The sequence below is a fragment of the Microcoleus sp. MOSTC5 genome (assembly GCF_036701825.1).
Lineage (GTDB): Bacteria > Cyanobacteriota > Cyanobacteriia > Cyanobacteriales > Microcoleaceae > Microcoleus > Microcoleus asticus.
On record NZ_JAUBRK010000009.1, the window covers coordinates 1 to 26124 of the forward strand.

The following is a 26124-nucleotide window of genomic DNA, read 5'->3' on the forward strand; positions in this document are numbered from 1 at the left end:
GATTTTAAACCATCCTAATCTTCCTTCAGTCTTGTCTTATGGTACTTTGGCTGCTTAAAAACTGTCCGGAGTATTGTATTGATTCATTCTTTGTTTCATATCCTTCGCCGCTAAAGCATAACCACCATCAGCACCGTCTATAAAATGCACTTGTTGGCCGTTGCGTTCAAACACCAAACAAGTCATCAACGCTCTGTCAGCAACGTGCAAACCGTAAACCAGCTTGCCTTCTCGGTAATTCTTTTCCAAATACCCCGTCAAATTTTTTCGCTGCCACCCATTGCCCGAAATTACCATTCTCAACATATCATCAAATTTGCGGTAATCCGTAGCTGCGATCGCAATATCTTTATAAACTCCCCAATCTAACTCTTCTGTCTTAACTTCCAAATTCATTAGCAGCGAACCAATCGCCGTTTCTAACTGGATTTTTGATAAATATAGCTGGCGGTCTAACCAACTACAACCGCTCGCCCTAACTAGAGTTTCTTTAATTAGCTTGGCGCTATTCAATGTCAATTTAAGATTTTGGCGATCTATCGGATTTAAATAATCTTCCTTGCCGTAAATGTATTCGATTATTTTTAAAACTTTTCTATAAATTAGATTGCTCTCATGACCAAAATCCGATCGCACCATTACCAGCAGTGTTACTATTTCCCCGTACTTGCTGGGAATATCCTGCCACCGACACTCCAATCCCGAAAAATCGGCTGTTGCAGAAATGCCATTATTTTTAATACTGTAAATATTATCAGCAGCAGGGTCTTTAATAAGTTCAGTAGCACGGGTTAAACCGCCACCGATTAAAATAGCTTGGCTGTAATTTTCCGAAACTTTAAACTTAGCTATTTTAACCGAATAATTAGCTGTTACCACAACTTGAACGGGCACAGCCCCAACTCGCAAATCCATGTCAAATTCAGTCTTAGCCATTTGTTTAGTTGCCAGCAAAGCTTTCTGGGCAGCGGGTAAAAGCGAGGGGCCCATTAAAAGAGAAGCGCCGTCGCCACCAAAGATAAAGGGAATTTCTATTTTGCCTGCTACATTCAAAACAGCAGCGATCGAACAAGCCCCCAATAAGTTAACTTCTTTATATTTTCCAGCTTCAATCGCTTTTGTAGAACCGCGAATATCTGTGATAACAATGTACCAATCATCGGGTACGTCAACAAAGTTCTGCAAGTCAGTAATATCTATAAAATTGTCCAGTAAACGCAATTCGGTATAGAAGTTTTCTGAGTTCATGATATGATTTTCCCGATTCGCTATTAAAATAAGTGAATCCCTTTAGCATTAGCGTTTGTAACCATTTGTGTCCCAATTACAGAAGCCCTCTCGTTCCCTCGCAGGTATTGCCGGCATTGTCGCAATCGCCACTCTCATTAGCAAAGTCTTCGGCTTGGTGCGCCAAATTGCGATCGCCGCAGCCTTTGGAGTCGGTGTCGCCGTCGATGCCTACAACTACGCCTACGTCATCCCTGGTTTCTTATTTATTTTGCTCGGAGGCATTAACGGGCCATTTCACAGCGCCATAGTCAGCGTTTTAGCCCGCCGCGACAAAAAAGAAGCAGCGCCCTTAGTCGAGACTATCACCACCTTAGTCGGCGGCTTGCTGCTGTTGGTAACAGTCGCTTTAATTATTTTTGCCGATCCGCTGATAGATTTGGTGGCACCGGGATTAAATAGAACAGCAGAAGGTTTAGAAATCAAAGCAATTGCCGTCCAGCAATTTCGGATTATGGCGCCGATGGCATTACTTTCAGGCTTAATCGGCATTGGTTTCGGCACTCTCAACGCCGCCGATATGTACTGGTTGCCTTCGATTAGCCCTTTATTTTCCAGCGTTGCACTTGTCGGCGGTTTAGGGATTCTTGCATTGCAACTCGGAGACAAAATTATTCAGCCAGAATACGCATTAATTGGCGGCTTAGTGTTAGCTTGGGGAACCCTAGCGGGAGCAGTTTTGCAGTGGTTGGTGCAACTAGCGACGCAGTGGCGAGCAGGCTTGGGAACATTGCGCTTGCGGTTTAATTTTAAACGGCCGGGAGTGCAAGAAGTAGTTAAGGTGATGGTTCCTGCTACCTTATCCTCAGGAATGCTGCAAATTAATGTCTATACTGACCTATTTTTTGCATCTTACATCCCTCAAGCTGCCTCTGCGATGGGTTACAGCGGGTTGTTAGTTATGACTCCTTTAGGCATCATTTCTAATGTAATTTTAGTACCATTTTTGCCGATATTTTCTCGCCTCACCGAACCCAAAGACTGGCCGGAATTAAAAAATAAAATTCGTCAATCTTTAGTTTTGACGGGGATTACGATGCTGCCCCTGAGCGCTTTAATGGTAACACTTGCCGGGCCGATCGTCCGCGTTGTTTACGAACGCTATGCTTTCGATCGGTCAGCCTCGGAGTTTGTCACGCCGATATTGATGGCTTACAGTATTGGAATGTTTGTGTATTTGGGACGCGACGTTGTGGTGCGGGTATTTTACGCTTTGGGAGACGGAGAAACCCCTTTTCGCGTCAGTATTATCAATATCTTTTTTAACGGATTGCTGGATTATTTGTTAGTAGGAGCTTATGGCGCGCCCGGATTAGTTTTGGCGACGGTGGGAGTGAATCTTCTTTCGATGGTTATGCTTTTGTACTTATTAGATAAAAAGCTGGGCGGCCTGCCGTGGCGGGAGTGGAGTTTGCCTTTTCTGGGGTTAACTTCTGGCAGTTTTCTAACTGCTTTCGTTACCTTAGCTACTCTGCAAGCCTGTCAAAGAGTTTTGGGTACTGAAGGTTTGGTAATTCAATTAGTGCAGTTGAGTGTAGCAAGTTTTGTAGGGTTAGGAGTTTTTGCCCTGTTTGTCAGTCAGATGAAGTTGCCGGAAGTTGATATGTTTGTCGATCGCATTCGGGGACGTTTTCGCAAATAGATATCGGAAATTTGCGGCTGATTCAAGGAATCAACAAAAGTGCGATCGCCCCTTCGATCAAAAAAGACCAAAAAAGGCGATCGCGCTTAAATCCCAATCAACAATTGAGATCACATATTCCGCTGAAATTCCTCAAGCACATCCATCAACTGAACTTGACACTGCATCGGAATTAAATCTGCCAGCGGCACTTCTCGCTTGCCGCCGCCCAACTTGACTGGAATTCCTTGCAAAACTTGTCCCACTCTGTCAGCATCTATATTCCCATTTTCCAGCATCGGGTAAAGTTGTTGGGCAACAACGGTATGCAGGTGGGCATCTCTCAGATACAAATGCCACTTGGCAATATCTATGTAGACATTTTCGCCGATTTCGGCTGCTAAGGATTCGATCGCCTGTGTAGTATTAGCCATATCAAAAAAGCCGAAAGTTATTTGTTATCAATCAAAAGACTTAACAAATCGCCCACCACTGCCTTCAGCCAGAATCTTTGGTGAGGGGCGAATAATCGGCGATCGCGAAAATGTAAACCGCGTGGGCCAAAACTACTAGAGCCCATGCACCCGTTACCGAAATTGCCCAAGGCCAATCAGCCTTTTGCAAATTGTGAACAAACCACAAACCAGAATTTGTAGCAGAAAAAAGACCGACGTGGATAGCAAAATTCATCCGGTCATCTAAACGGCGGTACTCTGGATCATTGCGATCGGGTTTGCGGGGCCAACGAGGAGGCATAGTTTTTCACTTGATATTAGTAGTTCTTTGCCTATTTTAATCTTAAGTGCAGCTTTTTGAATTCTGCATCCCTCTTTCGGCAGGAAACTTATGCCTCTAAATTTTCATAGTCTCCTGACTTGCCGCCACTTTTACTCACCAGTCGAATCGATTCAATGGCGATCGACTTTTCCAATCCTTTCGCCATATCGTACAGAGTCAGCGCCGCCACCGAAACCGCCGTCAGCGCCTCCATTTCCACCCCTGTTTCCGCCTTAATTTTCACCGTCGCCCGAATTTGATACCCCGGCAACCCAGCATCCGCTATCACCTGCACCTCCACACTACTCAGCGGTAGAGGGTGGCACAGAGGAATCAAATTCGCCGTCTGTTTCGCCGCCATAATTCCAGCCAACCTGGCAGTGCCCAACACATCACCTTTCGGCGCATTCCCCGCTTCAATCGCCGCAAAAGTCTCCGGTAACATCCGCACCCTCGCAGCGGCCACAGCTTGTCGCACAGTCGGCATCTTCGCCGAAACGTCCACCATTTGGGCTTCCCCGCTGCTGTCGAGGTGAGTTAGCTGTGCCGCATCGGGCAATTTAGAAAAAGTTGGCGAAAGGTCTTGCATTATTTTGGTAATGGTGTTACTGTTATATTCTGTGAGAAAAGAACTTAATCAATTTTAGATTAAATCTGAACTCAACAGGGGCTTGTAGCTTAGTTGGATAGAGTGCATGGCTACGAACCATGAGGTCGGGGGTTCGAATCCCTCCAAGCCCATTATCAAAAGTTATGAGTTTTGAGTTATGAGTTTTGAATTAAGAAATTAATTCAACTCACCACTTAAAACTCATAACTTTTTTAATTTGGTACGTTTACTGATTCAAAGCATAAATATCTTTGCCTCGACCGATCGCAAATTTCATCGAATTAGACAAGCCCTTGCTAGACAGAGTAATAAAAACCAGCAAAGCCAAGCCAGCGAGTCCAGCCGCAAAACCAAACATATTTCTGTAGCCAACTTGTTCAGCAACAAAGCCTAAAGTCGGCCCAGCAATAGCAATTCCCAAATCAAATCCGCCAATACAAAGCGAAAACAAGCGGCCCCTTTCATGAGGTTCGCACCTGTCAGACATCAGCGTTACCATCATCGGCAAAACCATACCGCCGGCACAACCTTCAACCAAAGCTGCGATTAAAAAAGCACTGCTGTTGTTAGCAAAATACAACAATAACATAGATACGGCATAACAGATTAAGCCTGCAGAAATAAACAAGCCGCGGCCGTATTTGTCCGAAGCCCGTCCCGTGACTAAGCGAATACCAAAACTGGCGATAGCCGCCGTAGAATAAAATAATCCCGGATTCAAATTAGCCTTGGTTTCTTGGATAAACAAAGGCATAAAAGTGCTCAAAGTTCCAAATACTAAACCAACCACCAATAACACTAAAGCCGGAATCCGCACTCTAGGATTCCAGAGCATTTTCCAGTATTTTTGGCTATTTTTGTCCTCAGATAGCGAGTCCGATTTTGTTAAACCTACAAAATTAGGTTCCGCAATTTTGCTGGTAAAAAATATAGCCGTTGCAGCGAAAGCCGCCGACATCGCAAACAAAGGAATATAACCAACCCAAGCTTGCACAAATCCGCCAATAGCCGGCCCAACTGCTAGACCAATAGGGTTCACCAAGCTCATGTAACCGATTAATTCGCCCCGCTTTCCTGGCGGCGACAAATCTGTTACCAAAGCGCTGTAAGCTGTGGTAAAAGCGGCAATGCTAATGCCGTGAAAAACGCGAATAAGTAAGAGTAAGGGGATAGATTGAGCTAACAGGTAGCCCATCGGGGCGATCGCAGCGACTGCCGCGCCTAGAAGCAAAACTTGTTTTCGCCCCCTGCTGTCGGCTATTTTACCCAACTGCGGCCTCGATAGCAAAAGTCCGATCGCAAATGCACCCATCACAAAGCCAATTTGCTGTTTTGTGCCGCCCACAGATTGAACGTACAGCGGCAAAGTTGGCAGCAGCGAAGCCAAACTCGACCAGAATAGCAGGCCTGCGGTGAATAAAGTCAGCAAGCCGCGTCTGGGTTGGGGATCTATGTCCCTAAAAATATTCAAGATGCTAATTCCCTTTAAATTGTCTGAATGCACTCAAAGTAAGGTATACTTCGGCAGTTTTATTTCCTGCCTTTTGATTGCCGAATTCGGTTTAAATACCCCTTTATATTTTAGTCTCTTAGAGAGGGGCACAAGTTTGACTCTCAGCAGCGGTTTCAACTGCCGAGTCTAATTTTCAACCTGGCAGTTTCACCAATCAACCTCAGCCCTTTCCTCCACCACCCGGTCATAAACCCACTGGGTTTCCATCGCCAACTTCGGCCAACTAAACCGGCGTTCCAAATCCTCATAAGCATTGTCAACCAACCACCGCCCGTAACCCGGATTTTTCAGCACCTCCAAAATTCCCCAGGCCAAAGAATCCCGATTGTTGGCCTCAGTAACAACGCCTGTTTTAGAGTGCAGCACCACCTCTGGAAGTCCGCCCGCATTCGACACAACCACCGGCACCCTTGCAGCAAAGCTTTCTAACGCTACAATCCCAAAAGGTTCGTAAAGACTGGGGAAAACCGCGCAGTCAGCCACCGTCTGGAATTTGTCGAGATGTTCCTCAAACATGAAGCCTGTAAAATAACATTTATTCCAAATTCCTAAATGCCAAGCCAAATGTTTTAGATGGTCTGTATTGCCGCCGCCAACAATTACAATTTTTGCTTTACCACCCATTTCCCAAATTACTTTAGGCGCAGCATTTAGAAATACAGCAATGCCTTTTTCGTAGCTAATTCTTCCTACATAATAGACTATTTTTTCGTCGTCTGCCGCAAACTGGCGTCGGAAGTTCATCGCGTCAAATTCGTGCCATCGCGGTTTTTTCTCCGACCTAATTCCATTGTAAATTACCTCTATTTTGTTCCACGGAGTCGATAGTACCCGTTCGACTTCCCGCCGCATATAATCGCTGCAAACAATTACCCGCCAAGCGTTGTAAGCGAGGTCGTTTTCCTTGGTGTTAATGTAGTGCTGCCCCTCATTGTGGATGCCGTTGAAGCGCCCGTATTCGGTGGCGTGGATGGTGGCAATTAGCGGTACTTTAAAGGTATGCTTGAGGGCGATCGCCGCATCTCCCACCAACCAATCGTGAGCGTGGATGATATCAAAGGGGCCTTCCTCAAGCATCAGTTTGCCGCCTTGTTTGCCCATGCTTTGATTGAGGTTCGCTACCCAGTGAAAAAAGTCCCTGGCGTGTCCCACCACCACCCGATGCACCCGTATTCCTTCCACCACTTCGTACATCGGCGCGTGGCCGAACTCTACTGTAATTAAGTGAATCGAGTGGCCCAGCTTCACTAATTCTGGATACAGTTCCGCTACGTGGCGGGCGATACCGCCTACGATTCTGGGAGGAAACTCCCATGCCAATACCAAAATTTTCATCTTTTTCCCCTCCAAAGATTTTATATATCTTAATGTTTAGAATTGACAGATTTATTGTATGATAATCAGCCTCAAATTTTAGTCGATCGCAAGTTTATGCCCAATGCCTGACTTGCGGCAGCAACAAGGACGGAAAATCATGCAGAAACCGGGTTTTTGCAGGAAATGGCTCGATCGCCATTGCCTGAAAACACAGGTTTCCTCAAGATTTGTGCCACAGAAGGAAGCAATGGCGATCGCGTCTATCCGCCTACCCTTTCTTCAAAATCGGCTCCAATTCACGGCGAAAACCGGTCCAAGCAGCAGCCGATGCAGAGTTAGAAACAGCACCCTGACGCATCAAAATCGCGCCGTCTTCAAAGCCAACAATTCCGTACTCTCCTGATTTGGACATTCGATCGATCGCCGGTACGATCTCCCGCAACTGTCCCCGTTCCCCGCGAAACGCAGCCTGATACTGCTGCAACTGCCAGACATCGGCAATTACATATTCCATCTTCACTGCCTTCCCCGCATCATTGCGCAGTTCAAACATCGGAAACCTGAGAATTTCCCGCCTGCTTGACAAAATCGGCACAATAGTATTCGTCGCTGCCACGCTAGCATCAGCAGGAATTTGAGCCAACAGCGGCCGCACTTGAGATACGTGCTGCCACTGTCTGACGAGAGGAACCTGCACCCAAGGATCGATCGCATCGGGCAAAATCCAAGAAAAAGTCCGATTTGGGTTAGACGTGAAGGTAAAAAATAGCGACAAGCAGATGCAAAACGCCCAAAAGCGGCGAAACTTTGAAGACGAAGGCAGAGGAAATAAAGCAGAAGGAAAACGCAAAAACATTCTTTCCTCTTTCACCATTCTATCTTCTTCCTTTTGACGCTGGGCCCACCACAGAATTGCCCCATAAAAAAGCCCTGGAACCACAGTCATCGCATAGCGAATATTAATCGCCAGCACCGACTCTCCTTTCGCTAAAAATAGCTTCAGCAGCGGAAATCCAGCTATCATCCAAGACGCAGGCGCGAAAGCTGGAACCAAAGCTAATGGCAACCACTGGCCAAGCAGGTATCTAATCTTACCAAAAAACGGCGTAAATAATTGAGCCACCAAGCGCCCGGGATTGCTAACCATTCCCCAAATAATTTCAAGAGTCGAAGCTTCATCTCCATCGGCATATTGACCGAAGCGCTCCATCATAAACCGCTGGGATATATCAGCAGAAAACAAAGGCATAATCAGATTGGTCAGGACGATCATATAACCAAAACTGAGTATGCAGACTGCTAAACCAGTCCGAGGGTAGCGCCGGCTCAAAATCATGTAAACTCCGACGCCAAATAAAACAACTCCCCCATCTTCTCGCACCGCCAAAATTAAACTTGCCAGAATCCCAAACAAGGGCCACCAGCGCTTCTCCATCGCCAGCAGCAAGCCAAATACATACAGCGGCATTTGACAAATATCGTGAAAATTGCCCAAAGTCGGGCCGATGACCGCGTTAGCGCAGTAATAGCTCACAACAATTGTCGCCGACAGCCTCGGTTCCAGATAGTGTCTGGCGAGAGCCCAGAGCACTCCTCCAGCCGCCGTAATTAAAGTCACCTGCAATACAGTCAAAGTGACGGGGGAGGGAAACAGCGAGTAAATTGGCAGCCACAGCATCAGCGCCGGGGTGAAATGCTGCCCCAACCGATAGTAAGATACTTCCGGGAGCTGGTTTTCGTGAACCACATTAGTGGACAAAGCCGAAGATAGGGAACTCTCAAACAAGTGACCCCGAGTGCCGTTCCAAAAAAGTTGATTGAAAATGCCTTGGTCGTAAGTAGCGTAAAAGCTGTAGTAGCGGTGCAGCGTCAGCAACAGACACAGCACAAAAAAGGCGGCCGCCACTTGAACCACCACCCGCAGCGACTCATTTTTCTTCCATTTCAAAAATATCATCTGCCCGCCTGTAATGAAATTATCGGACAATAGCATAAATCTAAAGTAAGTATTAAATTAAAGTAGAAGTGAAATAACTCGGCTCGGCAATGCTCAATTATTTTCACCCGATCGAAAAGCTCAACAACGTCCATCCAACACCAGGCACCAGCGGCACTGACTGTTCTCCCGAACAGCCGGCCAATTCCGCACCGCTTTTACAGCTTTTGCTGTTCGTAGACAAGCGTCCCTCTTCCAGGGAACAGACCAGACACATCCGCAAATCCCTAAAGGATTTGAAGGCAGAGTGCGACTTTGAGCTTCAAATCATCGACGTAGGAGAACAGCCCGATTTAGCCGAACACTTTAAACTCGTAGCAACTCCTTCGCTGCTCAAAATTCATCCCGAGCCGCGACAAACTCTCGCCGGCAGCAATTTGATCGCCCAACTCGAACACTGGTGGCCCCGCTGGAAGCGTTCTGTAGAAGAATACGCAGCTCAGCAACAGTCTGCCCCAGCTCTTGCTGAAGCCATGACTGACCCAAAACCCATCTATTCGGTTGCTTGCGCCGCCGAAATTGTGCAGCTTTCTGATGAAGTTTTTCGCCTCAAACAGGAAAAAGAACACCTGCAAGAGCAGTTGCAGTTGAAAGACCGAATTATTGCGATGCTAGCCCACGACTTGCGCAATCCCTTGACGGCCGCATCTTTGGCTTTGGAGACTTTGGAGTCTAGTCAGAAGGTGAAACCGGGAGAAAATTCGCGTTTGACACCGAGTCTGGCGGCTCATTTGATGAAACAAGCCCGCCGCCAAATCCGGATTGTCGATCGTATGATTACAGATATCCTGCAAGCAGCCCGGGGTACAAACGCTCAACTCCACATTGAACCAAAAAGAATCGAACTGGGGGCGATTTGTCAAGATGTAATCTTGCAGTTTCAAGACAAATTTCAGGCGAAAAGTCTCAACTTAGAAACAGACATTCCCGCAGATTTGCCCTTGGTTTATGCCGATCCCGATCGCATCAAACAAGTCATAGTCAACCTGCTTGACAACGCCAGCAAGTACACGCCCGACCGAGGAACTGTTAATCTTTCAATTCTCCACCGCACCGCTTACAAAGTTCAAGTCAGCATTTGCAACAGCGGCCCGGGAATTCCTGAAGAAGATTGCGCGAGCATTTTTGAAGACAGCTTTCGCTTGCAGCGAGATAAATCAACAGACGGTTACGGTATTGGACTGTCTCTTTGTCAAGGCATCATCCGCGCTCACTACGGTCAAATTTGGGTAGACTCCGTACCCGATAGAGGCAGTTGTTTTCACTTTACTCTGCCCGTCCAAAAATAAAAGTTAGCTGTCAATTGTCAGTTAACAGTTGTCAGTTGTCAGTTAACAGTTGTCAGTAGCAACCGAATTTGATATTACAGCAACTGCGCCCGACGGTTAGGAGGTTCTTAATTCCTAAAACCCTTGCGGAAGATTGCTTCTTACTTCTTACTTCTGGTATACAGCTCAACTTTTCCGCAGTGCAGCAATAATCTGTGCGTTTGCCTTGGGAAAAGTAAATTGGTCAATTTCGTCGAGTGTCACCCAGCGAATTTCATCGCATTCGATCGTTTGCGGTTCCCCGCTGATGTGGCGGCAGTGGTGGACGTATAGTCTAACTGTAAATTTAGTGTAGTCGTGGTCGATTGTAATCAGGCGATCGCCAACTTCTACGACAATCCCCAACTCCTCCATAATTTCCCGTTCTATGCAAGCTTCGATCGTTTCCCCAGGCTCTATTTTACCGCCCGGAAACTCCCAGAAACCCCCGTGCAGTCCGTGTTGTCGGCGCTTGTCAATCAAAATTTGTTGGCGATCGTTCCAGATTGCAGCAACGCCGATAACTTTGTGGGCAACAGGAGAAAGAGACATATTAATTAGGAATTGGGAATTGGGAATTGCGAATTGGGAATTTAAGAATAATATCAATAATTATTCAATTATTTAATTTAAAATCTAAAATCTAAAATCTAAAATCTAAAATATTAAGCCCCCATCTTGCGAGGGGGGTCTTGACATTTTTAGCACTTAAATGTTTAGAATCTACTAATCGTCCGAGCCGTGTCTCTCACTGGCTTGTATGGACTTTTCAAAAGTCATTCGCTGTTCGGCATTTTTGAGAAAATAACCGCTAATCATAGCCGAGGCGAGTAATCTACCCAAATGTTCGCGACTGGTAGTAACTGTCACCCCGAAGTGTTCCGAAGGCAAATTCCCCAAAAGTCCAACAATATTTCGCTCCATTACTTGAAACACTTCGTGAGAAGTCGGCTTAGACAACTGAGAAACTGTGTCGGGAGCCATGGACTGCACGTATTGCCATAATAAGTTGGCATTTTCTCCGTCTTCTTCAAAGAATTCTGGGGATTTATTAGATGAGTTGCTCACGAGTACCTCCGTTGCAGAGACAGCTTGTTATGTTAGACGCGGGCGGTTAAATTAAATAACCTTTATCCGATCGCTGCTGATCTTTATTACTAAGTAATTACTAATGTAGCAGGACATTTGTAGCAACCAAGTGGGCACAACCGAATTAAAAGCGGCGGTTTTTACGATTTTAGATTGGGGATAGCGAGTGGGCGAAATGTCCGATCGCCAATCCCCAATCTAGCTAGCTGGCGAGATAATCGTTGATATCTTGCTTGCGCTTGCGGAGTTTGGTCAAAGCTTCGCGTTCTATTTGCCGCACTCGTTCCCGACTGATGTTGAGACGATCGCCTATTTTGGCCAAAGTTAGGGTTTGCCCGTCTTCTAAACCGAACCGCAAGGCGAGCACTTCTCGCTGTTGCTGAGTCAGTTCCGCCATCAGGTGGTCTAAGTCAGTCCGCAGGGAAGATTGCAGGGCAAAATCTTCTGGCGTAGTACCCGTATCTTCCAACAAATCGCCCAACTCTGTATCTTGATTGTCTCCCACGCGCAAGTCCAGGGAAAGTGGCAGGCGCGCGCGATCGAGATATTCGCGAATCTGTTTGGGAGTCAATTCTAGCTCTGATGCCAATTCAGCAGCCGTGGCCGCGCGACCGAGCTGTTGAGCAAGTTGGCGCTGAGCCTTTTTAATTTTGTTGAGCTTTTCGGTGATGTGGATGGGTAAGCGGATGGTGCGGCCTTTTTCGGCGATGGCTCGAGTAATTGCCTGACGAATCCACCAATAAGCATAAGTAGAAAATCTGTAGCCCTTAGTCGGGTCAAATTTTTCTACTCCCCGCTGCATCCCGATCGTGCCTTCCTGAATTAGATCCAGTAAATCTACGTTGCGCTTGATATATTTTTTGGCAACAGACACTACCAGGCGGAGATTCGCTTCCACCATTTGGCGCTTTGCCCTTTCCCCGTGTTCGATCGTCCGCTGCAACTGTGCCTCAGACAGCCCAACTGCCTGTGCCCATTCAGCCGCCGTCGGGTCGCGGCCTAACTCTTCGGCTAAAATATTTTTCTCCTGATGCAGTGCGGTTGAGCGCTGTACCTGTTTCCCGTAGAGTATTTCTTGCTCATGGGTCAACAAGGGAACGCGGCCGATTTCCCGCAAGTAAGCGCGAACAGAATCTGTATCTGAGGACTTAAGAGTTTTCATGAGCTTTTCCCGCTGAGGATCTGTGCCTCTAAAGGTTTGCGGTAGTCGCAAACCCCTAGCTTTAGCTGGGAAGGAAAGCGGGCGGGGACTTGCGCTTTCCTTCCATTTAAAGAGGCTTAATTTTATGGTAGCTAGCTACTACTCCCAGTCAGCACCGTCTCAGGTTAGGTTTTGGTTGGGGTGTGCACAATACTACGTTATGTTAAGAATCTTAACATTTGTGAGAGCAGTTGCCTACATTTCTTCATATTTATTTCAGGCCAGGCTGGACTGTTGATACGAGAGTATCCGCTTTCCTGGCTTTACAGTTTGCATCAATATAAACAAAATCCGCCACATCTCAGAGGGGGAGATTGGTAGAGGGGGAGGAAACGCTGGGGGCACAGCGAAGTGAAAAATACAATTTAAAGGCCCGGCAGCTTCAGTTGGCGATCGCACAAAGTACCCAAAAAACCGGGCTTTTTACCGAATCGGCGCGCTGTAAGGAGGTATTTTGGTTGAAAAACCCGGTTTCAGGCCACCCGTCTGTCCAAGGGTATAAATTTGAAGTTAGAGATATTGATGAACCCGCCCTACAGATAATGACCAATTAACAATTGACCCATAGACTTGAATTGCAAGCATTCGCTTTCCAATCTTGAAATGAATCTGCGTTGCATCTGCATTTATCTGCGGTTTCCCGATCGATCAAAAATTTATGCAATAAGTCTAATCAGTTCTTTGCCGTTGAGCTTCGTACAATATGAGGGCTCCGGCGATCGACACATTTAAAGATTCTACGCCACGACTCAGGGGAATTTGGATTTGTCGATCGGCCAAACTCCTCAATTCTTCCGACAAACCAGAGCCTTCGTTGCCCAAAACTATCAGAGTCGGCACTCGCAAATCTACTTCCCAATAACTTAAACTGGCCCCGGCGACGGTTGCTAAAATTTGCATTCCTCGATTTTTATACGCGGAGACTTCGGCGGTTAAATCTGGACTGACTGCCATTGGCAGCTTAAACCAAGCTCCTGCGGAGGCGCGCAGCACTTTGGGATGGTCTAAATCGGCGCTGTCTGCGCTCAGCAGCAAACCGTCGGCATTAGCAGCCGCAGCCGTGCGGACGATCGCCCCCAAGTTGCCGGGATCTTGGATTGTTTCTAAGGCTATTCCTAAAGTTGACAATTTTGCGGGTTCTGTTGCGGTGCGGGGTGCGGTGGCGACAATGCCGTCGGGTTGGACTGTCGTGGCGATCGACTCTAACACTTTTGCACTTACTAATTCTGTGCGATCGGCTAAATTAGCAACTTGCTGCCAAAGTTCCCCGTGCTGATCCAGCCATTCGGGAGTGCAGCAAACCGTTGCTAGCGGGTATTTGGCAGCGCAAGCTTCTTCGAGCAAGTGCGTCCCTTCGAGTAAAAATAATTGTTGTTCCCTGCGTCCCTTCGAGCTGTGCAGCTTGCGAATTTCTTTAACTAGGGGGTTTTGAATACTTGTCAGCATTGTTTAATTCAGCAGAGCGAATGGGGTTATTGCCTGTATCGGGTTAACCCCAAACTTCCTTCTGCCTTTGGAATGCGGAACCCGGGACTTGAACCCGGAAGGCTTGCACCACATGAACCTGAATCATGCGCGTCTACCAATTCCGCCAGTTCCGCATCGGTCACGAATTACTACATTGCCATATGTTCGCCAGTTTGTCAAGTGTTTTGAGGAATTTATTTTTTTTCTGGACTGCGAGTAATATTTTGCACAAATTACTGTTCGGGTTGAGAACTGCTTTAGTTTCGAGGATTTACTGTTAGCCAAACATCGCAAAACGCTGTGTAGTTGAGTAGGGTGCGTCAGATCGCGTTCGGTTATTAATAATCCACAAGCTTTGATCTGACGCACCCTACGAGATTTGCTGAAAAATGGGAATCTAATCGGCTAAATCGGGGAAAACCTCGCGCACGGCCGAATGCACCAATCGGTGCTTCTGCACGTTCAATCCCTTCGCCAAACTCGGATTCATTTCCAAAGCTTTAATCCCGCTATTTGCCAACTGCAAAACATAAGGCAAAGTGCTGTTATTCAAAGCTTGAGTCGCAGTCCAAGGCACAGCACCGGGCATATTCGGCACGCCGTAATGCACAACTCCTTCCTCAACATAAGTAGGATTTGTGTGAGAAGTTACCCGCAAAGTTTCCACGCAGCCGCCTTGATCGACAGCGACATCAACAATCACAGAACCGGGGTGCATCTTCGCAACGAATTCGCGAGAAACCAGCACCGGAGCTCTTTTACCTAAGACCAAAACCGCACCGATTAACAAATCAGCATCGGGAACAACTGCTTCAATTTGCAAAGGACTGCTGTAGAGGTATTCTACTCTGGAACCGAACAGAGTTTCCAAGTAGGCTAAACGATCGACATTTACATCCAAAATCTGCACTCTAGCGCCCATTCCTACAGCAATTCTGGCTGCTTCCGTGCCGACAATTCCGCCGCCCAAAATCACAACTTTACCCGGTCTTACCCCCGGTACACCGCCCAAAAGTACGCCCCGGCCGCCTTGCTGTCGTTCCAGAAACCGAGCTCCGAACTGCACGGCCAAACGCCCTGCAATAACGCTCATCGGGGTCAGCAGCGGCAACTTTCTGTCCGGGAGTTCGACGGTTTCGTAGGCGATGGCCTGGACTCCGCTGCTGATTAAATGCTCGGTTAATGTGCGATCTGCAGCCAAGTGCAAATATGTAAACAGCAACTGCTCTTTTTGAATCAGGGGATACTCAGCAGGCAGCGGTTCTTTAACTTTAACAATTAGTTCGCGCTTCCAGACATCTGAAGCCTTTAAGACAATCTTAGCCCCTGCTTCAACGTAGTCCTCGTCCGCAAAACCGGCCCCAGCACCAGCATTCGTTTCCACGAAAACTACGTGGCCTTTGTCCGAACAAGCCCGAACACTTGTGGGACTTAGCCCGACTCGAAACTCTAAATCCTTGATTTCCTTGGGGACGCCTATTTCCATCTATAACCTCTAATCTCAGGCATACATAGATCGAATCTAACCTAAAAACCATCCCCAGCGGGACAATACCATTGTAGATTTTAGATTTGGCAATCCGGCTGGGCTAGGAGAATTTTTGTGGGATTTTCAGCCAGTGCGATCGCAATTTCCCAAATAGGTAATTTTGCATAAGGTCGATCGTCTTTTTAGCTTGTTCCTACTTTATTTGATATGCGTGGTCGGCATTGATATACCCTAGGTCAAAATACTCGTAAATAAAGCCACTTAAAATGGTTACTCTACATTTACCTTTTATACCCCTTTTTTTTTATTTTTTTTGTGACTTACTTTTTCTTTAAATGACTCCACATTATAATCAATGAGGGGCAGTTTTTTGGGCTGGTAAGAGTAATTATTTTTTAGGCAAAGCGCCCGTATTGAGTACGCACCTCAGCAACCATACTATCTTGAGATATTCCAACATCTTCGCCAGACTTTCAACTAACTAGGTAGGTGCAAATGAACTTTTGACATTTAAGGAAACTTATCTGCTAAAAAAAATGGTAAAAATCTCAACAAACAACCCGAAACGGTATAAAGTAGATGGTGGTTCTAGAGATTTGCTTAAAAAAGAACTAACTTCTAGAGAGTTTGGTGTGAATATATTTGATCGGTCACTTATAATTTAACAGGCATAACTCGCCCCCCTATCTAAACAAATGCCACGCACACCTACCTTAACATTCGATCGCGGAACTCTCCTGCTGCACCCGCCGCCCAAAGGCAGAGACTGGGTGGACTTTGCCACTTGGGACGATCGCGTGGAAAAATACCGCATTCGGGCAATTCACTACCGCCCGCTGGTAGAATGCCTTCAATCCGAGTGCATTCACTTCACGGACGAAGCTAGGGGATACGAACTACTAGGACTCGTACCCAGCGTGGAAATGCAGCCTTACCCACATCAAGAACAGGCCCTCGCAGCTTGGCAGGAAGCAGGAAGCCAAGGAGTAGTCGTCCTCCCCACCGCTTCCGGCAAAACTTATCTGGCACAATTAGCCATGCAAGTCACTGGTCGCAGTACATTAATTGTAGTACCAACTCTCGATTTAATGCACCAGTGGTATGCTAATTTAAAAGCAGCTTTTCCCGACATCGAAATCGGATTGTTGGGCGGAGGTTCGCGGGACAAAACGCCAATTTTAGTCGCTACCTACGACAGTGCAAGTATTCATGCAGAAACCTTGGGCAATAAATACGGTTTGCTGGTTTTTGACGAATGCCACCATTTGCCAACGGATTTTTATCGAGTAATTTCCGAATATGCGATCGCGCCTTTTCGACTCGGACTGACAGCCACACCCGATCGCACCGACGGCCGCCACAGCGATTTGCATTTCCTCATCGGCCCGACAGTATTTAGCAAAAGACCCGAAGATTTGGCAGGCGATGCTTTAGCCGACCATAAAATAGTTCAAATCATGGTAAAACTGTCAAAAGAAGAGGGCGATCGCTACGCCGAATTAATCAACATTCGCAACGACTTCTTAAAACAGTCTAACATCAGAATATCCAGCCTCGAAGGTTGGAAACAGTTTATCATGGCAAGCGCGCGATCGCCCCTGGGAAGGCGCGCCATGCTAGCCCACCGCCAAGCCAAAGAAATCGCCCTTTGTACCGAAGGAAAACTGCGAATCTTAGCCCAAATACTAGCAGAACACTCTCCCCAGCGCACCCTAATTTTCACCGGAGACAACGCCACAGTTTACCGAATTTCCCAAGAATTTCTCATCCCCACAATTACCCACCAAACCCCAGTCAAAGAACGCCACGAAATCCTCGATCGCTTTCGCAGCGGCGAATACAAAACCCTCGTCGCCTCCCACGTCCTCAACGAAGGAGTGGACGTTCCCGACGCCAGAATTGCTATCATATTGTCAGGAACCGGCAGCGAACGCGAATACATCCAGCGATTGGGTCGAGTTCTCCGCAAAAGCAGCGATGTAAATAAGTTAGCAATTCTCTACGAAGTCGTCACCGAAGACACCAGCGAAGAAAGAACATCCCAGCGCCGCCGAGGAGGAATGCAGCCTCACAAACCCCAACCACAAACACAAATAGAACCGCCAAAGCCAGAATATCAGAAATTAGAAACTGTCAAACCGACACCGATTTACGGAGTTAACCGAGAGACAACTAAAAAAGCAGCAGAATCACCCGCAAAATGGGGAGAAGACAATGATGAAATTCCCTGGTAGCAAGCCTAAATAAGTTAGTTGTGGGATGGGTAGTCTTAGTGAAAAGATGGCTATATAATTAAATCACTCCTAGGTCTATTTAAAAACTACCATCTACAATCGATTTACGGAGTCAACCGAGAGGCGACTAAAAAGCAGCAGAATCACAGAAAAGTGGGTAAAAAATGATGATTTCAAGGAATCTTGAAGGTTGCCCAATTAGTGTATAATCTGAATATTGACTAATTCATAGTACCGGAAAATGATCGATCTCACACAAATAAGTAACTTTAAAGTCTTCCCCAAACATACAGGAGTTTGGGAGGGAACTTGGACAATCCTCAATGCTGATTTCCAAGACACCCAGCGTTTTACAGCAGTGTTAACCCAGAAAATTGTTGATAACCAGTGGAGGCAAACTAACCTTCAAACTTATGCCAATGGCAAGAGTGAAACACAAAACTTTGTGGGTCATGTTGTCGGTGAAGGGCAAGTAGAAATTGAAAGTAATGACTCTATCTTTTCTAACTACAAGACACTAGCCACAGAAGTTGGAGATAATTTAATCGTTTTTCAAGTATGGGACAAAGCAACTGGCATTCTCAAGGCTGTAGAAACCATAAATCTTGTCAGTTGCGATCGGCGAATTCGGACTACCCAAAGCTTGACAGAAGAAGGAAAACTCAGGGGAGTTATGGTGATTGTCGAACAAAAAATTGAGTAAAACTTTTCACTGCTTATGCTACCAACTGATTTATTAAGTCACCGCCAAAACGGAGAATCAATCGTCCCGCTACGCCTCAAGATAGATGCTAAAAACTTAGAAGCAGCTATCGAAACGATAAACTGCTTCCAAGAGTCGATCGGCAAAACCCAAGGCGAGCTCGACGGACGCTTGCTAGAGTTAGAAGGCGACAGCCCGGATTATCGGCTGAAACGGGGATTAGCGCACCTGCTGAAAGGCGGTTTCTGCACCTTGGAAGTCATCAGTCCCCTAGAACCCTCAGAGTTGAGACAGCGGGTTTTTGCATTGTCTGCGCGATCGACTCCCAGCCCTCAATCCACCCAATTAACCCTGGAAAAAGTAGCAAGTGAACTCAGCCAAGACTTAAACAGAGAAGTTTTGCCTCACGAAATCACTACAGGTTTATACGCGGATTTAAACGAAAACAAAATCCTCACTGAGTTTAATGCACCAACTCCCGAAAACTTGCTGCACAAATACAATCTTTCTCAAGTTCAAGGCATATTTTACCGAGCAAGTCAAGTCCAATTAACCGCCCACCGCAACGATCCAGGAGAATACAAACTCTTATTTCGCTATCTGAAACTATTTCAATTAATGACTTATATCGAAGGCGATGCAGACCACGGTTTTACACTGACAATAGACGGCCCTACAAGCTTATTCAAACCCAGCACCCGCTACGGCTTAGCCCTGGCGAAAATGCTGCCCGCACTGCTGCACGTCACCAAATGGAGTATGCACTCGACACTGCACACAAAAGATCCTTTTAGCGGCGTTTTGAAAACAGGAAAATTTACCCTAAATTCCGACTGCGGTTTAGTCAGCCACTATCCCCCTGGCAAGCCTTATGATAGTATGTTAGAAGCAGCATTTGCTGAGAGATGGAATTCCACAAAAACCGAGTGGCAACTGGAGCGAGAAGTTGATTTAATTCCGATTCCAGGTAGTGTGATGATTCCCGACTTTCGGTTAGTGCATCCCGACGGGCGAGTGTTTTTATTAGAAATAGTTGGCTATTGGCGGCCGGAGTATTTGCAAAAGAAATTTGCACAAGTACAGAAGTCTGAATGCGATCACTTGATTTTAGCTATTTCCGAACGGCTGAATTTAGAAAAAGCCGGGGTAAATGTAAATGATGTGCCAGCAAAAGTAGTTTGGTTTAAAGATAAATTGTTGCCCAAATCAGTCCTGGAAGTCCTCGAAGAGTAACCAATCCGCGCATCAGTTGCGAACTTATTTCTTTTTCTCTCTGCGCCCTCTGCGGTTCAAAAAAAGCCTATTATATGAATTAAATTATCCTCAAAAAACATCGCACATTGCACGCTATACTAAAATGGGAATTTACCCAAATCCTTGCCACCGCATACTCTCACCCTAAAATCGATTGAAAAATGCCAGACACAAGTATTGTTGAAAGAATCAAAAAGCTTTTAGCCCTCGCCACCTCATCAAATGAAAACGAATCGACTGCTGCGGCCGAAAAAGCTTCCCTGTTACTTGCACAGTACAATCTCAGCCTCGCGGATTTAGGGCCAAATCACCAAGAAGAGATTGACGAAAACTCTGTTGAAACAACATCGAAATTTGTTACTTGGAAAATGATGCTGCTGTCGGGAATTGCCGATGCTAACGGTTGCAATGCCATGCGAAATACTTATACGGGCAGTATGTTTTTGGTGGGAACCTCTACAAACCTGATTGTTTGCAAACATCTTTACGAGTATTTGAGTTCTGCGATTGAAAAAAGGGCTAAATACCGCAAAGGAAACGGCCGGGGGTTGGCGTATCTGAATGCTTTTCGGGTTGGATGCGCGACAAGGTTGAGACAAAGATTGTTGGAACAAAAACAGGAGATGGAAGAGTCGGGGATTCCGGGTTCGGGGGATGTGGCGGCGACTCCAGGGATTGTAGTGCGATCGATGTTTGAGAAAAATCAACAGGCGATCGCCGATTATCTAGAGGGCCGAGGGGTTAAAATTAGAACGAGAACAGATTCTCAAGTCAGCAGCGAGGCGGGTTTTAATTCGGGGTATGAAGTGGGCGACAAAATTAGTTTGCACAAGCAAGTGCAGCAGCAAGGGGATCTGAAACAACTGAATGAATGTCTTTGAGTTCTCGATAGTAATTGATGGATAATCAAAACAGGGATAAACTTATAGCAAATTACAAATTAGGTCTGATTATTCCGATTCTTCCGATTCATCCCGGACTCTGAAATAGTAAAACAGATTAGCAACAGCCAAATCAGACGCTTTTTCCAAGTTCGACGATACTAAACTTTTATGACCAGCTATTTTCCCTTGCTCAATGATATAATCTTCGTACTCTTGACGCTGCTGCGGAGCGAGCATTAATTCCAGTTGAGTCCGAAGAGAATAAAAATGAGACTTGGGCCGCAAACTTTCATAAAATAACTGTTCATCCGGTATTGCTGAAGCTGTTGTTGCTGATTTTTTATCACCGCTTGATGAAAACTTTGCATTAGTAAAATCGTTACTCTGTAAATGTTTTAGCTCACTTTCGGGCAAAGCTTTAGTCCATTCAATCTGATTAAGCCAAATGTCTAAGGCAGCTAAATCGTGATTGTGAATTCGCGTGATTTCTGGGAATAGAAAATCGAGTTCGTCGTCCGAGTCGCAGCCAGCAATTACTGTTAAGCCATCTTGACGGATTTGTTGTTGAAGTTGAGAAAGCCGATCGCCCGCAGCACCAAATTCATTTTGCACCTGATACGTGCCGATAATACTTTGCTCGATCGCCCAACTGCACTCTAACCGACGCAACTGTCCCGCCGCACAAGTTTCTTCTAATAAATGCGGATTTCTGTAATCTGCTAAAGCCTCAAACAACATCCCCCGCGCAGCATCAATTTCAGCATTGCGGCGATTAATATCTTGCAGTTGCAAAGCCGATCGCATTCGTTGAATTGCTTGATTAAATAACCCGTAAGCCCGCACTAAGACTAGGCGATGGTTCTCAAATTTTATATCTGCAACAACTTCGGAAATTAATTGCTTAATTTCCGCGCCTTGACCTTTCAAAAGTTGTTCTAAATTGATGAAACCATTTTCTACTTTAACTTCCAGCCTCTCTACCGCTTTTTTTAGTTTCAATGTCTGGTGCAAATTGACCGCTGATAAGGCTACCCCGGCGAAAGTTCCCACACCAATGACGGCTGTTGTCGCTTGCAGCACCCCCAAAGTGGCTTGGACGCCTTGAAAGCCCATGTGCATTTGCTGCATCTGCAAGCCGCCCATGACGAACTGCATAGGAGACACTAAAGGTGATAACGGGCTGTTGTTGACAGCCGCGCCAACGGCATGGGCCATAAACTGTCCTGTCGCTGCATCCCTCGCCATGCCGATCGGTAATCCAGCGGATGTAAACACTTGTGCGTACTTGCCAGCCTCGATCGCAGCCTGTACCGCTGGGGAAAATACAAAGTTCATCATAAATTTTTACCCTGCTAGCATCTCACAGAACAACTGATCTATTATGATCCATTTAATTAAAGAAATATTATTAGGCGCTACAAATGAATACTTCGTTAATTAGTTCCCAAACCGTTGAGCTTATTTCGCTGCTGACACGGCAAAAACTCCGAAAAGAAGATATTTCTCCGCCGATGCTTTTCCTGGCGGGGCTGGTGACAGTGTTGGTGGGAGTTATCTATGCCGACGGTACGGTTGGCGCTGAGGAAACGCAGCGACTGAGCACAACTATGACGGCACTTATCCCCGCTAACAACAGTTTGCGCCCATTGGTAAAGCCGATGGTTAAGGCCGTGCGATATCAGGAAATTTACAAAAAAATGCACGAGTTGCTGGCCCTGACATCGTGCTTTTCCGAGGAGGAAAAACTGCTGTTAATTAGTTTTGGCTATCAGATGTCGGCAGCAGATGGAACAATGGACGATCGTGAAAAAGAGTATTTGATACTTATCGGTAACACACTGGAAATTGACTCTCGATACTTGGCAGTTTTGGAAGCGAGTTTTAGCAGTCAAGCAATAAGCGATACAGCAGCTTTAGCAGAAGTCCACTCGTTACTAGATCCCGCACGATTTCAATCTCTCGATTCTTTGTTTGTCCGTGCTGCTAGTCACATTATCGAATATTTGCCATCCAAACCCAAACAACAAAGCAATCAAAAGCATTCAGTTTCGTCCTATCAGGAGTTGAAAAAATTTCAGGAGTATCGAAAACAACTGGATACAGTTTGTGGCAAACTACATTTAATTCTGCTAGATGGAAGCGAGCGCAGCGTCTTTTCTCGTACTTTAACAGAAGAACTAACAAAAATATCTCGCAACTTGCAATCTCAGCGTTTCCGCGTGGCTGTTGTCGGCGAGTTTAGTAAAGGCAAATCAACTTTACTCAATGCGTTACTCGGCGAAGAAATCCAACCGGTGCGGGATATTCCCTGTAGCGGGACTGTGACTATTTTGAAATATGGTTCGCAGCGCAGGGTGATTTGTCGCTACAAAGATGGACGGGAGGAAGAAATTCCACCGGCACAATATCAAGAAAAAGCTTCCATTTCGGAAGAGGCGGCTTTGGGATCTTGCGAAGATGAGATAATCAATTCGGAAATTAAAGAAATTGTTTTCGAGCATCCCGAATTAGAGTTGTGCCGCAATGGGGTAGAAATTATTGATTCTCCCGGATTAAACGAACAAGCGGAACGCACAGCGGTAACTCAGCAAGTTCTAAAAACGGCTGATGCAGTAATTTTCTTGACTCATGCTCAAAATGCTTTAACGGAAAAAGAGCGGGAACTGCTTTTGTACTTAAAAAAAGAACTGAATTATGCGAACGATCGAGGCGCAAGTAATATTTTTATTGTTGTTAATTTTTTCGATTTGCTGCGCCGAGAAGAGAGTCGCAATCAGGTAAGAAAAAGGGTGCAAACGATTGTTAATGGGGCCAATCCGATTATTGCGGGGGAAAATCGGAGTCATTTTATTTCTGCTCAATCAGCATTGGATGCGATTTTAGCAGGAAATGAAAATGACGATTACCTAAAATCTTTTCAGGGTTTTACAAAGTCGGTTGAGCAGTTTTTGACAGTTGAACGGGGAGCGATCGCACTTCAGCAGTCGGCATCTGGAATGAAGCAAATCATTGACACTGGCTGCGATGAATTGATTCAAATGCGGGAAATGTTAGAAGGAAAGTTGACAGTTTCTCAAGGAGATAAGGCGCATATTTTTGAACAAATGGCGGTAGTAAGCGGCCGCGATGTCAAAATCAAACTTTTAGCGGATGAATTGATGCAGCAATCTTTAGACAAAACTCTTGAATCTTGGAATCAATGGGTGGAAGGATTAGGAGAACGCCTGATTACAAAAAAAGAGCGCTGGACTTCTGAGCATTCGCATATGTGGAGTCAAAAAGAGTTGACTAAAGATTATTCCGATCAATTTGTGGGAGATATCACCCAAGAAATAGAAGATTGGGCTACTCAAAAAGTACAGTTTATTTTTCAACAGAATATGGGAGCTTTAAATAGTCAAATAGATGAAGACATTTATGCAATTCGGCAGGAGTTTCAAAAGTTCGATAAGCAACTGAGTAGTAACCTTGTCAGTCAATTTAATAATTTGGCGATGGCCGGTAATTTGGGCGGGATTGGTACAAGTGGAAGCGGGATTGCTGAATCAATTGGTGAGATAGAAGATGGCGGCTTCATGGGCGGTTTAGGGATTGGTGCCGCCGTCGGTGCTGCTTTGCTGTTTTTTACAGGGCTTGGTTTTATTGGAGTTATTTTGGGTGGCTTAGCTGCGGGTGCTGGTGGAGGTTTGGGCTGGAGTTTCTTAGATGGCGACGCCGTTAAAGCTCAAATCAAGGAAAAAGTTTGTGAGTTAGGGTTTGAGAATTTCGATGAATCTTCACAGTCTATTTTTGATAAGATACAAGAAAGAATTATTGCATTATTCGAGAAGCGAATTGAGGCGAGTAATGGTGTGATGTCAAAAGCTATCTCGCTGTGGGAGAATTTATTAGAACAGCAGGAAAATCGCGATCGACAAAATCAAGCAGAATGCGAAGCAGAAAAGGTTTGGCTGGCTGACAAACGTCGAGAACTCGAACAAGTACAAAATCAAATTCAAACAATCTTAAATCAAAGCGATCGCTAATTCAATGAGTAACGGCTAAGCGCAAAAAAACCATAGTACCTTGTGAATACTATGGTTTTTTTGGCAATGACCTACTTATGACTGCGATTTCTACGCCAAAACTGGCACCGGTTGTGGCCAACGTCCCATGACTTTACCAATCACCGCCAATTCTTCCATCAACTTGTCGAACTGATCCGGTGTTAAAGATTGCGGCCCGTCAGACAAAGCTTTTTTCGGATTCGGGTGCACTTCAATCATCAGCGAATCAGTACCAGAGGCGATCGAAGCAAACGCCATTGACGGTACAAACTGCGCCCAACCGGTACCGTGACTGGGGTCAACCATCACCGGTAAGTGAGTCAGAGTCCGCAATACAGGTACTGCCGACAAATCTAGCGTATTGCGCGTATATTGCCTGTCATACCCGCGAATTCCGCGCTCGCACAAAATCACGTTCGGATTGCCAGAAGCCATGATATACTCAGCAGCCATCAACCATTCTTCAATGGTGGCGGAAATGCCGCGCTTCAGCAAAACAGGTTTGTCTTGAGCTCCGACTTTCTTCAACAGTGAGAAATTCTGCATATTTCTCGCCCCGACTTGTACCACGTCCGCTACTTCCACGATCGCACTTAAGTCGGCCGCATCCATCACTTCGGTGATAATTCCCAAACCGCTAGCTTCCCGGGCCGCAGCTAGCAATCCCAAAGCACTCTCGCCGTGGCCTTGGAAAGCGTAGGGGGAAGTTCTCGGTTTGTACGCGCCACCACGGAGAAAATGAGCTCCAGCAGCTTTGACGCGCATTGCCGTTTCGACAATCATTTCTTCGTTTTCGACCGAGCAAGGGCCTGCTACGATCGCGATCGGGTGATTTAGGCCGATCGTCACAGTTCCTAAAGGAGTAGAAACTTTTACTGCGCTGGGTTCTCCTTGGCGGTACTCCAGAGAAGCGCGCTTGTAGGGTTTTTCGACGCGCAGCACTTCTTCAATCCAGGTGCTCATTTCGCGCAGTTGCAGAGGTTCGAGATCGACGGTATCGCCTACCAAACCCATGACGGTTTTGTAACGGCCGACGATTTTTTCTGGGATCAAACCCCAGGTAGTGCGGAGGTCTTCGTCTAGTCGATCGATCTCGGCTTCTGGAGTGCCGGCTTTCATTACAATAATCATATTTTTTTTGCCTTTTCTGTTGGGCTAGACACGGATTATGACACGGATGCACTGAGAAAAATAGATGCAATGGGCGATCGAGAATCTATTTATATCAGTATTTTTAGCATTGTTGTGGGGCTGGTTCTTGTTTCCTCCCCAAAAACAAATTCTAGATGGTTAACAGCTTAGTTGTTAGCTAATAACTAATAACTAATG

At 46.0% G+C, this 26124-nt stretch carries 21 protein-coding genes and 2 tRNA genes; 8 read left to right on the forward strand and 15 right to left on the reverse strand.

Features of this window, described 5'->3' with window-relative positions; all coding sequences use genetic code 11:
* Positions 1-54: 54 nt before the first annotated feature.
* On the reverse strand, positions 55-1248 hold the full coding sequence (locus QUA54_RS06250) for a DUF3095 domain-containing protein (RefSeq protein WP_333413852.1): 1194 nt from the start codon (positions 1246-1248) through the stop codon (positions 55-57).
* 67 nt (positions 1249-1315) lie between these two features.
* Here QUA54_RS06250 and murJ point away from each other — a divergent pair, with 67 nt between their 5' ends.
* Entirely contained in the window at positions 1316-2929 is a 1614-nt protein-coding gene (gene murJ, locus QUA54_RS06255; RefSeq protein ID WP_333413853.1) for a murein biosynthesis integral membrane protein MurJ, read from the forward strand.
* A gap of 110 nt (positions 2930-3039) precedes the next feature.
* Here murJ and QUA54_RS06260 read toward each other — a convergent pair whose 3' ends face one another.
* The 3 genes from QUA54_RS06260 to moaC all read right to left on the reverse strand — a co-directional run bounded on the left by QUA54_RS06260 (position 3040) and on the right by moaC (position 4274).
* Complete coding sequence (locus QUA54_RS06260; RefSeq protein ID WP_333413854.1) at positions 3040-3342, reverse strand: DUF3181 family protein; 303 nt, start codon at positions 3340-3342, stop codon at positions 3040-3042.
* A gap of 64 nt (positions 3343-3406) precedes the next feature.
* Positions 3407-3664, reverse strand: a complete 258-nt coding sequence (locus QUA54_RS06265; RefSeq protein WP_333184177.1) for a 2TM domain-containing protein — start codon at positions 3662-3664, stop codon at positions 3407-3409.
* A gap of 88 nt (positions 3665-3752) precedes the next feature.
* Complete coding sequence (gene moaC / locus QUA54_RS06270) at positions 3753-4274, reverse strand: cyclic pyranopterin monophosphate synthase MoaC (RefSeq protein ID WP_333184175.1); 522 nt, start codon at positions 4272-4274, stop codon at positions 3753-3755.
* 78 nt (positions 4275-4352) lie between these two features.
* Here moaC and QUA54_RS06275 point away from each other — a divergent pair.
* Positions 4353-4426: transfer RNA gene (locus QUA54_RS06275), tRNA-Arg, on the forward strand.
* Between the two features lie 95 nt (positions 4427-4521).
* Here the strand turns inward: QUA54_RS06275 and QUA54_RS06280 are convergent.
* The 3 genes from QUA54_RS06280 to QUA54_RS06290 all read right to left on the reverse strand — a co-directional run bounded on the left by QUA54_RS06280 (position 4522) and on the right by QUA54_RS06290 (position 9118).
* Positions 4522-5766 (reverse strand): MFS transporter, encoded by a 1245-nt coding sequence (locus QUA54_RS06280; protein ID WP_333413855.1) that lies wholly within the window; start codon positions 5764-5766, stop codon positions 4522-4524.
* A 189-nt stretch (positions 5767-5955) separates the two neighbouring features.
* Positions 5956-7143 carry a glycosyltransferase family 4 protein gene (locus QUA54_RS06285; protein ID WP_333184170.1) on the reverse strand — a complete coding sequence of 396 codons (1188 nt, stop codon included), beginning with the start codon at positions 7141-7143 and terminating at the stop codon, positions 5956-5958.
* Between the two features lie 250 nt (positions 7144-7393).
* Entirely contained in the window at positions 7394-9118 is a 1725-nt protein-coding gene (locus tag QUA54_RS06290) for a DUF2079 domain-containing protein (RefSeq protein ID WP_333413856.1), read from the reverse strand.
* Between the two features lie 53 nt (positions 9119-9171).
* On the opposite strand from QUA54_RS06290, the gene QUA54_RS06295 reads away from it, so the two are divergent.
* Complete coding sequence (locus QUA54_RS06295; RefSeq protein WP_333413857.1) at positions 9172-10410, forward strand: histidine kinase; 1239 nt, start codon at positions 9172-9174, stop codon at positions 10408-10410.
* Between the two features lie 165 nt (positions 10411-10575).
* Here QUA54_RS06295 and mutT read toward each other — a convergent pair whose 3' ends face one another.
* The 6 genes from mutT to ald form a co-directional block, all read right to left on the reverse strand.
* Positions 10576-10980 (reverse strand): 8-oxo-dGTP diphosphatase MutT, encoded by a 405-nt coding sequence (mutT, locus tag QUA54_RS06300; RefSeq protein ID WP_172187002.1) that lies wholly within the window; start codon positions 10978-10980, stop codon positions 10576-10578.
* A gap of 174 nt (positions 10981-11154) precedes the next feature.
* On the reverse strand, positions 11155-11496 hold the full coding sequence (locus tag QUA54_RS06305; RefSeq protein ID WP_172187001.1) for a DUF760 domain-containing protein: 342 nt from the start codon (positions 11494-11496) through the stop codon (positions 11155-11157).
* Positions 11497-11719: 223 nt separating this feature from the next.
* On the reverse strand, positions 11720-12679 hold the full coding sequence (locus QUA54_RS06310) for an RNA polymerase sigma factor, RpoD/SigA family (RefSeq protein WP_190661889.1): 960 nt from the start codon (positions 12677-12679) through the stop codon (positions 11720-11722).
* 708 nt (positions 12680-13387) lie between these two features.
* Positions 13388-14164, reverse strand: a complete 777-nt coding sequence (locus tag QUA54_RS06315; protein ID WP_333413858.1) for an RNA methyltransferase — start codon at positions 14162-14164, stop codon at positions 13388-13390.
* Between the two features lie 73 nt (positions 14165-14237).
* A tRNA-Leu gene (locus QUA54_RS06320) sits at positions 14238-14319 on the reverse strand.
* A 263-nt stretch (positions 14320-14582) separates the two neighbouring features.
* Positions 14583-15671: an alanine dehydrogenase gene (gene ald, locus QUA54_RS06325; RefSeq protein WP_333413859.1), complete on the reverse strand. Its 1089-nt coding sequence runs from the start codon at positions 15669-15671 to the stop codon at positions 14583-14585.
* A 698-nt stretch (positions 15672-16369) separates the two neighbouring features.
* Between ald and QUA54_RS06330 the strand changes: the two genes are divergently transcribed.
* The 4 genes from QUA54_RS06330 to QUA54_RS06345 all read left to right on the forward strand — a co-directional run bounded on the left by QUA54_RS06330 (position 16370) and on the right by QUA54_RS06345 (position 20746).
* On the forward strand, positions 16370-17908 hold the full coding sequence (locus tag QUA54_RS06330) for a DEAD/DEAH box helicase family protein (protein WP_333413860.1): 1539 nt from the start codon (positions 16370-16372) through the stop codon (positions 17906-17908).
* Between the two features lie 241 nt (positions 17909-18149).
* The gene (locus QUA54_RS06335) at positions 18150-18611 is read left to right on the forward strand and encodes a DUF3598 family protein (protein WP_333413861.1); all 462 of its coding nucleotides are present in this window, start codon (positions 18150-18152) and stop codon (positions 18609-18611) included.
* A gap of 15 nt (positions 18612-18626) precedes the next feature.
* Positions 18627-19844, forward strand: coding sequence for a DUF790 family protein (locus QUA54_RS06340; RefSeq protein ID WP_333413862.1), 1218 nt, complete (start codon positions 18627-18629; stop codon positions 19842-19844).
* A 182-nt stretch (positions 19845-20026) separates the two neighbouring features.
* Positions 20027-20746, forward strand: a complete 720-nt coding sequence (locus QUA54_RS06345; RefSeq protein ID WP_333413863.1) for a DUF2786 domain-containing protein — start codon at positions 20027-20029, stop codon at positions 20744-20746.
* Positions 20747-20815: 69 nt separating this feature from the next.
* On the opposite strand, the gene QUA54_RS06350 is transcribed toward QUA54_RS06345, so the two are convergent.
* Complete coding sequence (locus tag QUA54_RS06350; RefSeq protein ID WP_333413864.1) at positions 20816-22087, reverse strand: hypothetical protein; 1272 nt, start codon at positions 22085-22087, stop codon at positions 20816-20818.
* 83 nt (positions 22088-22170) lie between these two features.
* On the opposite strand from QUA54_RS06350, the gene QUA54_RS06355 reads away from it, so the two are divergent.
* Positions 22171-24774 (forward strand): dynamin family protein, encoded by a 2604-nt coding sequence (locus QUA54_RS06355; RefSeq protein ID WP_333413865.1) that lies wholly within the window; start codon positions 22171-22173, stop codon positions 24772-24774.
* A gap of 90 nt (positions 24775-24864) precedes the next feature.
* Here the strand turns inward: QUA54_RS06355 and aroF are convergent, their stop codons facing one another.
* Positions 24865-25926: a 3-deoxy-7-phosphoheptulonate synthase gene (gene aroF / locus QUA54_RS06360; RefSeq protein ID WP_333413866.1), complete on the reverse strand. Its 1062-nt coding sequence runs from the start codon at positions 25924-25926 to the stop codon at positions 24865-24867.
* Positions 25927-26124 lie beyond the last annotated feature (198 nt).

Excerpts from the sequence above, each read along its gene's own strand:
- QUA54_RS06250 (WP_333413852.1), bottom strand. The coding sequence starts at position 1,248 with ATGAACTCAGAAAACTTCTATACCGAATTGCGTTTACTGGACAATTTT.
- QUA54_RS06260 (WP_333413854.1), bottom strand. The coding sequence starts at position 3,342 with ATGGCTAATACTACACAGGCGATCGAATCCTTAGCAGCCGAAATCGGC.
- QUA54_RS06265 (WP_333184177.1), bottom strand. The coding sequence starts at position 3,664 with ATGCCTCCTCGTTGGCCCCGCAAACCCGATCGCAATGATCCAGAGTAC.
- moaC (WP_333184175.1), bottom strand. The coding sequence starts at position 4,274 with ATGCAAGACCTTTCGCCAACTTTTTCTAAATTGCCCGATGCGGCACAG.
- QUA54_RS06285 (WP_333184170.1), bottom strand. The coding sequence starts at position 7,143 with ATGAAAATTTTGGTATTGGCATGGGAGTTTCCTCCCAGAATCGTAGGC.
- QUA54_RS06290 (WP_333413856.1), bottom strand. The coding sequence starts at position 9,118 with ATGCTATTGTCCGATAATTTCATTACAGGCGGGCAGATGATATTTTTG.
- QUA54_RS06295 (WP_333413857.1), top strand. The coding sequence starts at position 9,172 with ATGCTCAATTATTTTCACCCGATCGAAAAGCTCAACAACGTCCATCCA.
- mutT (WP_172187002.1), bottom strand. The coding sequence starts at position 10,980 with ATGTCTCTTTCTCCTGTTGCCCACAAAGTTATCGGCGTTGCTGCAATC.
- QUA54_RS06310 (WP_190661889.1), bottom strand. The coding sequence starts at position 12,679 with ATGAAAACTCTTAAGTCCTCAGATACAGATTCTGTTCGCGCTTACTTG.
- QUA54_RS06315 (WP_333413858.1), bottom strand. The coding sequence starts at position 14,164 with ATGCTGACAAGTATTCAAAACCCCCTAGTTAAAGAAATTCGCAAGCTG.
- ald (WP_333413859.1), bottom strand. The coding sequence starts at position 15,671 with ATGGAAATAGGCGTCCCCAAGGAAATCAAGGATTTAGAGTTTCGAGTC.
- QUA54_RS06330 (WP_333413860.1), top strand. The coding sequence starts at position 16,370 with ATGCCACGCACACCTACCTTAACATTCGATCGCGGAACTCTCCTGCTG.
- QUA54_RS06335 (WP_333413861.1), top strand. The coding sequence starts at position 18,150 with ATGATCGATCTCACACAAATAAGTAACTTTAAAGTCTTCCCCAAACAT.
- QUA54_RS06340 (WP_333413862.1), top strand. The coding sequence starts at position 18,627 with ATGCTACCAACTGATTTATTAAGTCACCGCCAAAACGGAGAATCAATC.
- QUA54_RS06345 (WP_333413863.1), top strand. The coding sequence starts at position 20,027 with ATGCCAGACACAAGTATTGTTGAAAGAATCAAAAAGCTTTTAGCCCTC.
- QUA54_RS06350 (WP_333413864.1), bottom strand. The coding sequence starts at position 22,087 with ATGATGAACTTTGTATTTTCCCCAGCGGTACAGGCTGCGATCGAGGCT.
- QUA54_RS06355 (WP_333413865.1), top strand. The coding sequence starts at position 22,171 with ATGAATACTTCGTTAATTAGTTCCCAAACCGTTGAGCTTATTTCGCTG.
- aroF (WP_333413866.1), bottom strand. The coding sequence starts at position 25,926 with ATGATTATTGTAATGAAAGCCGGCACTCCAGAAGCCGAGATCGATCGA.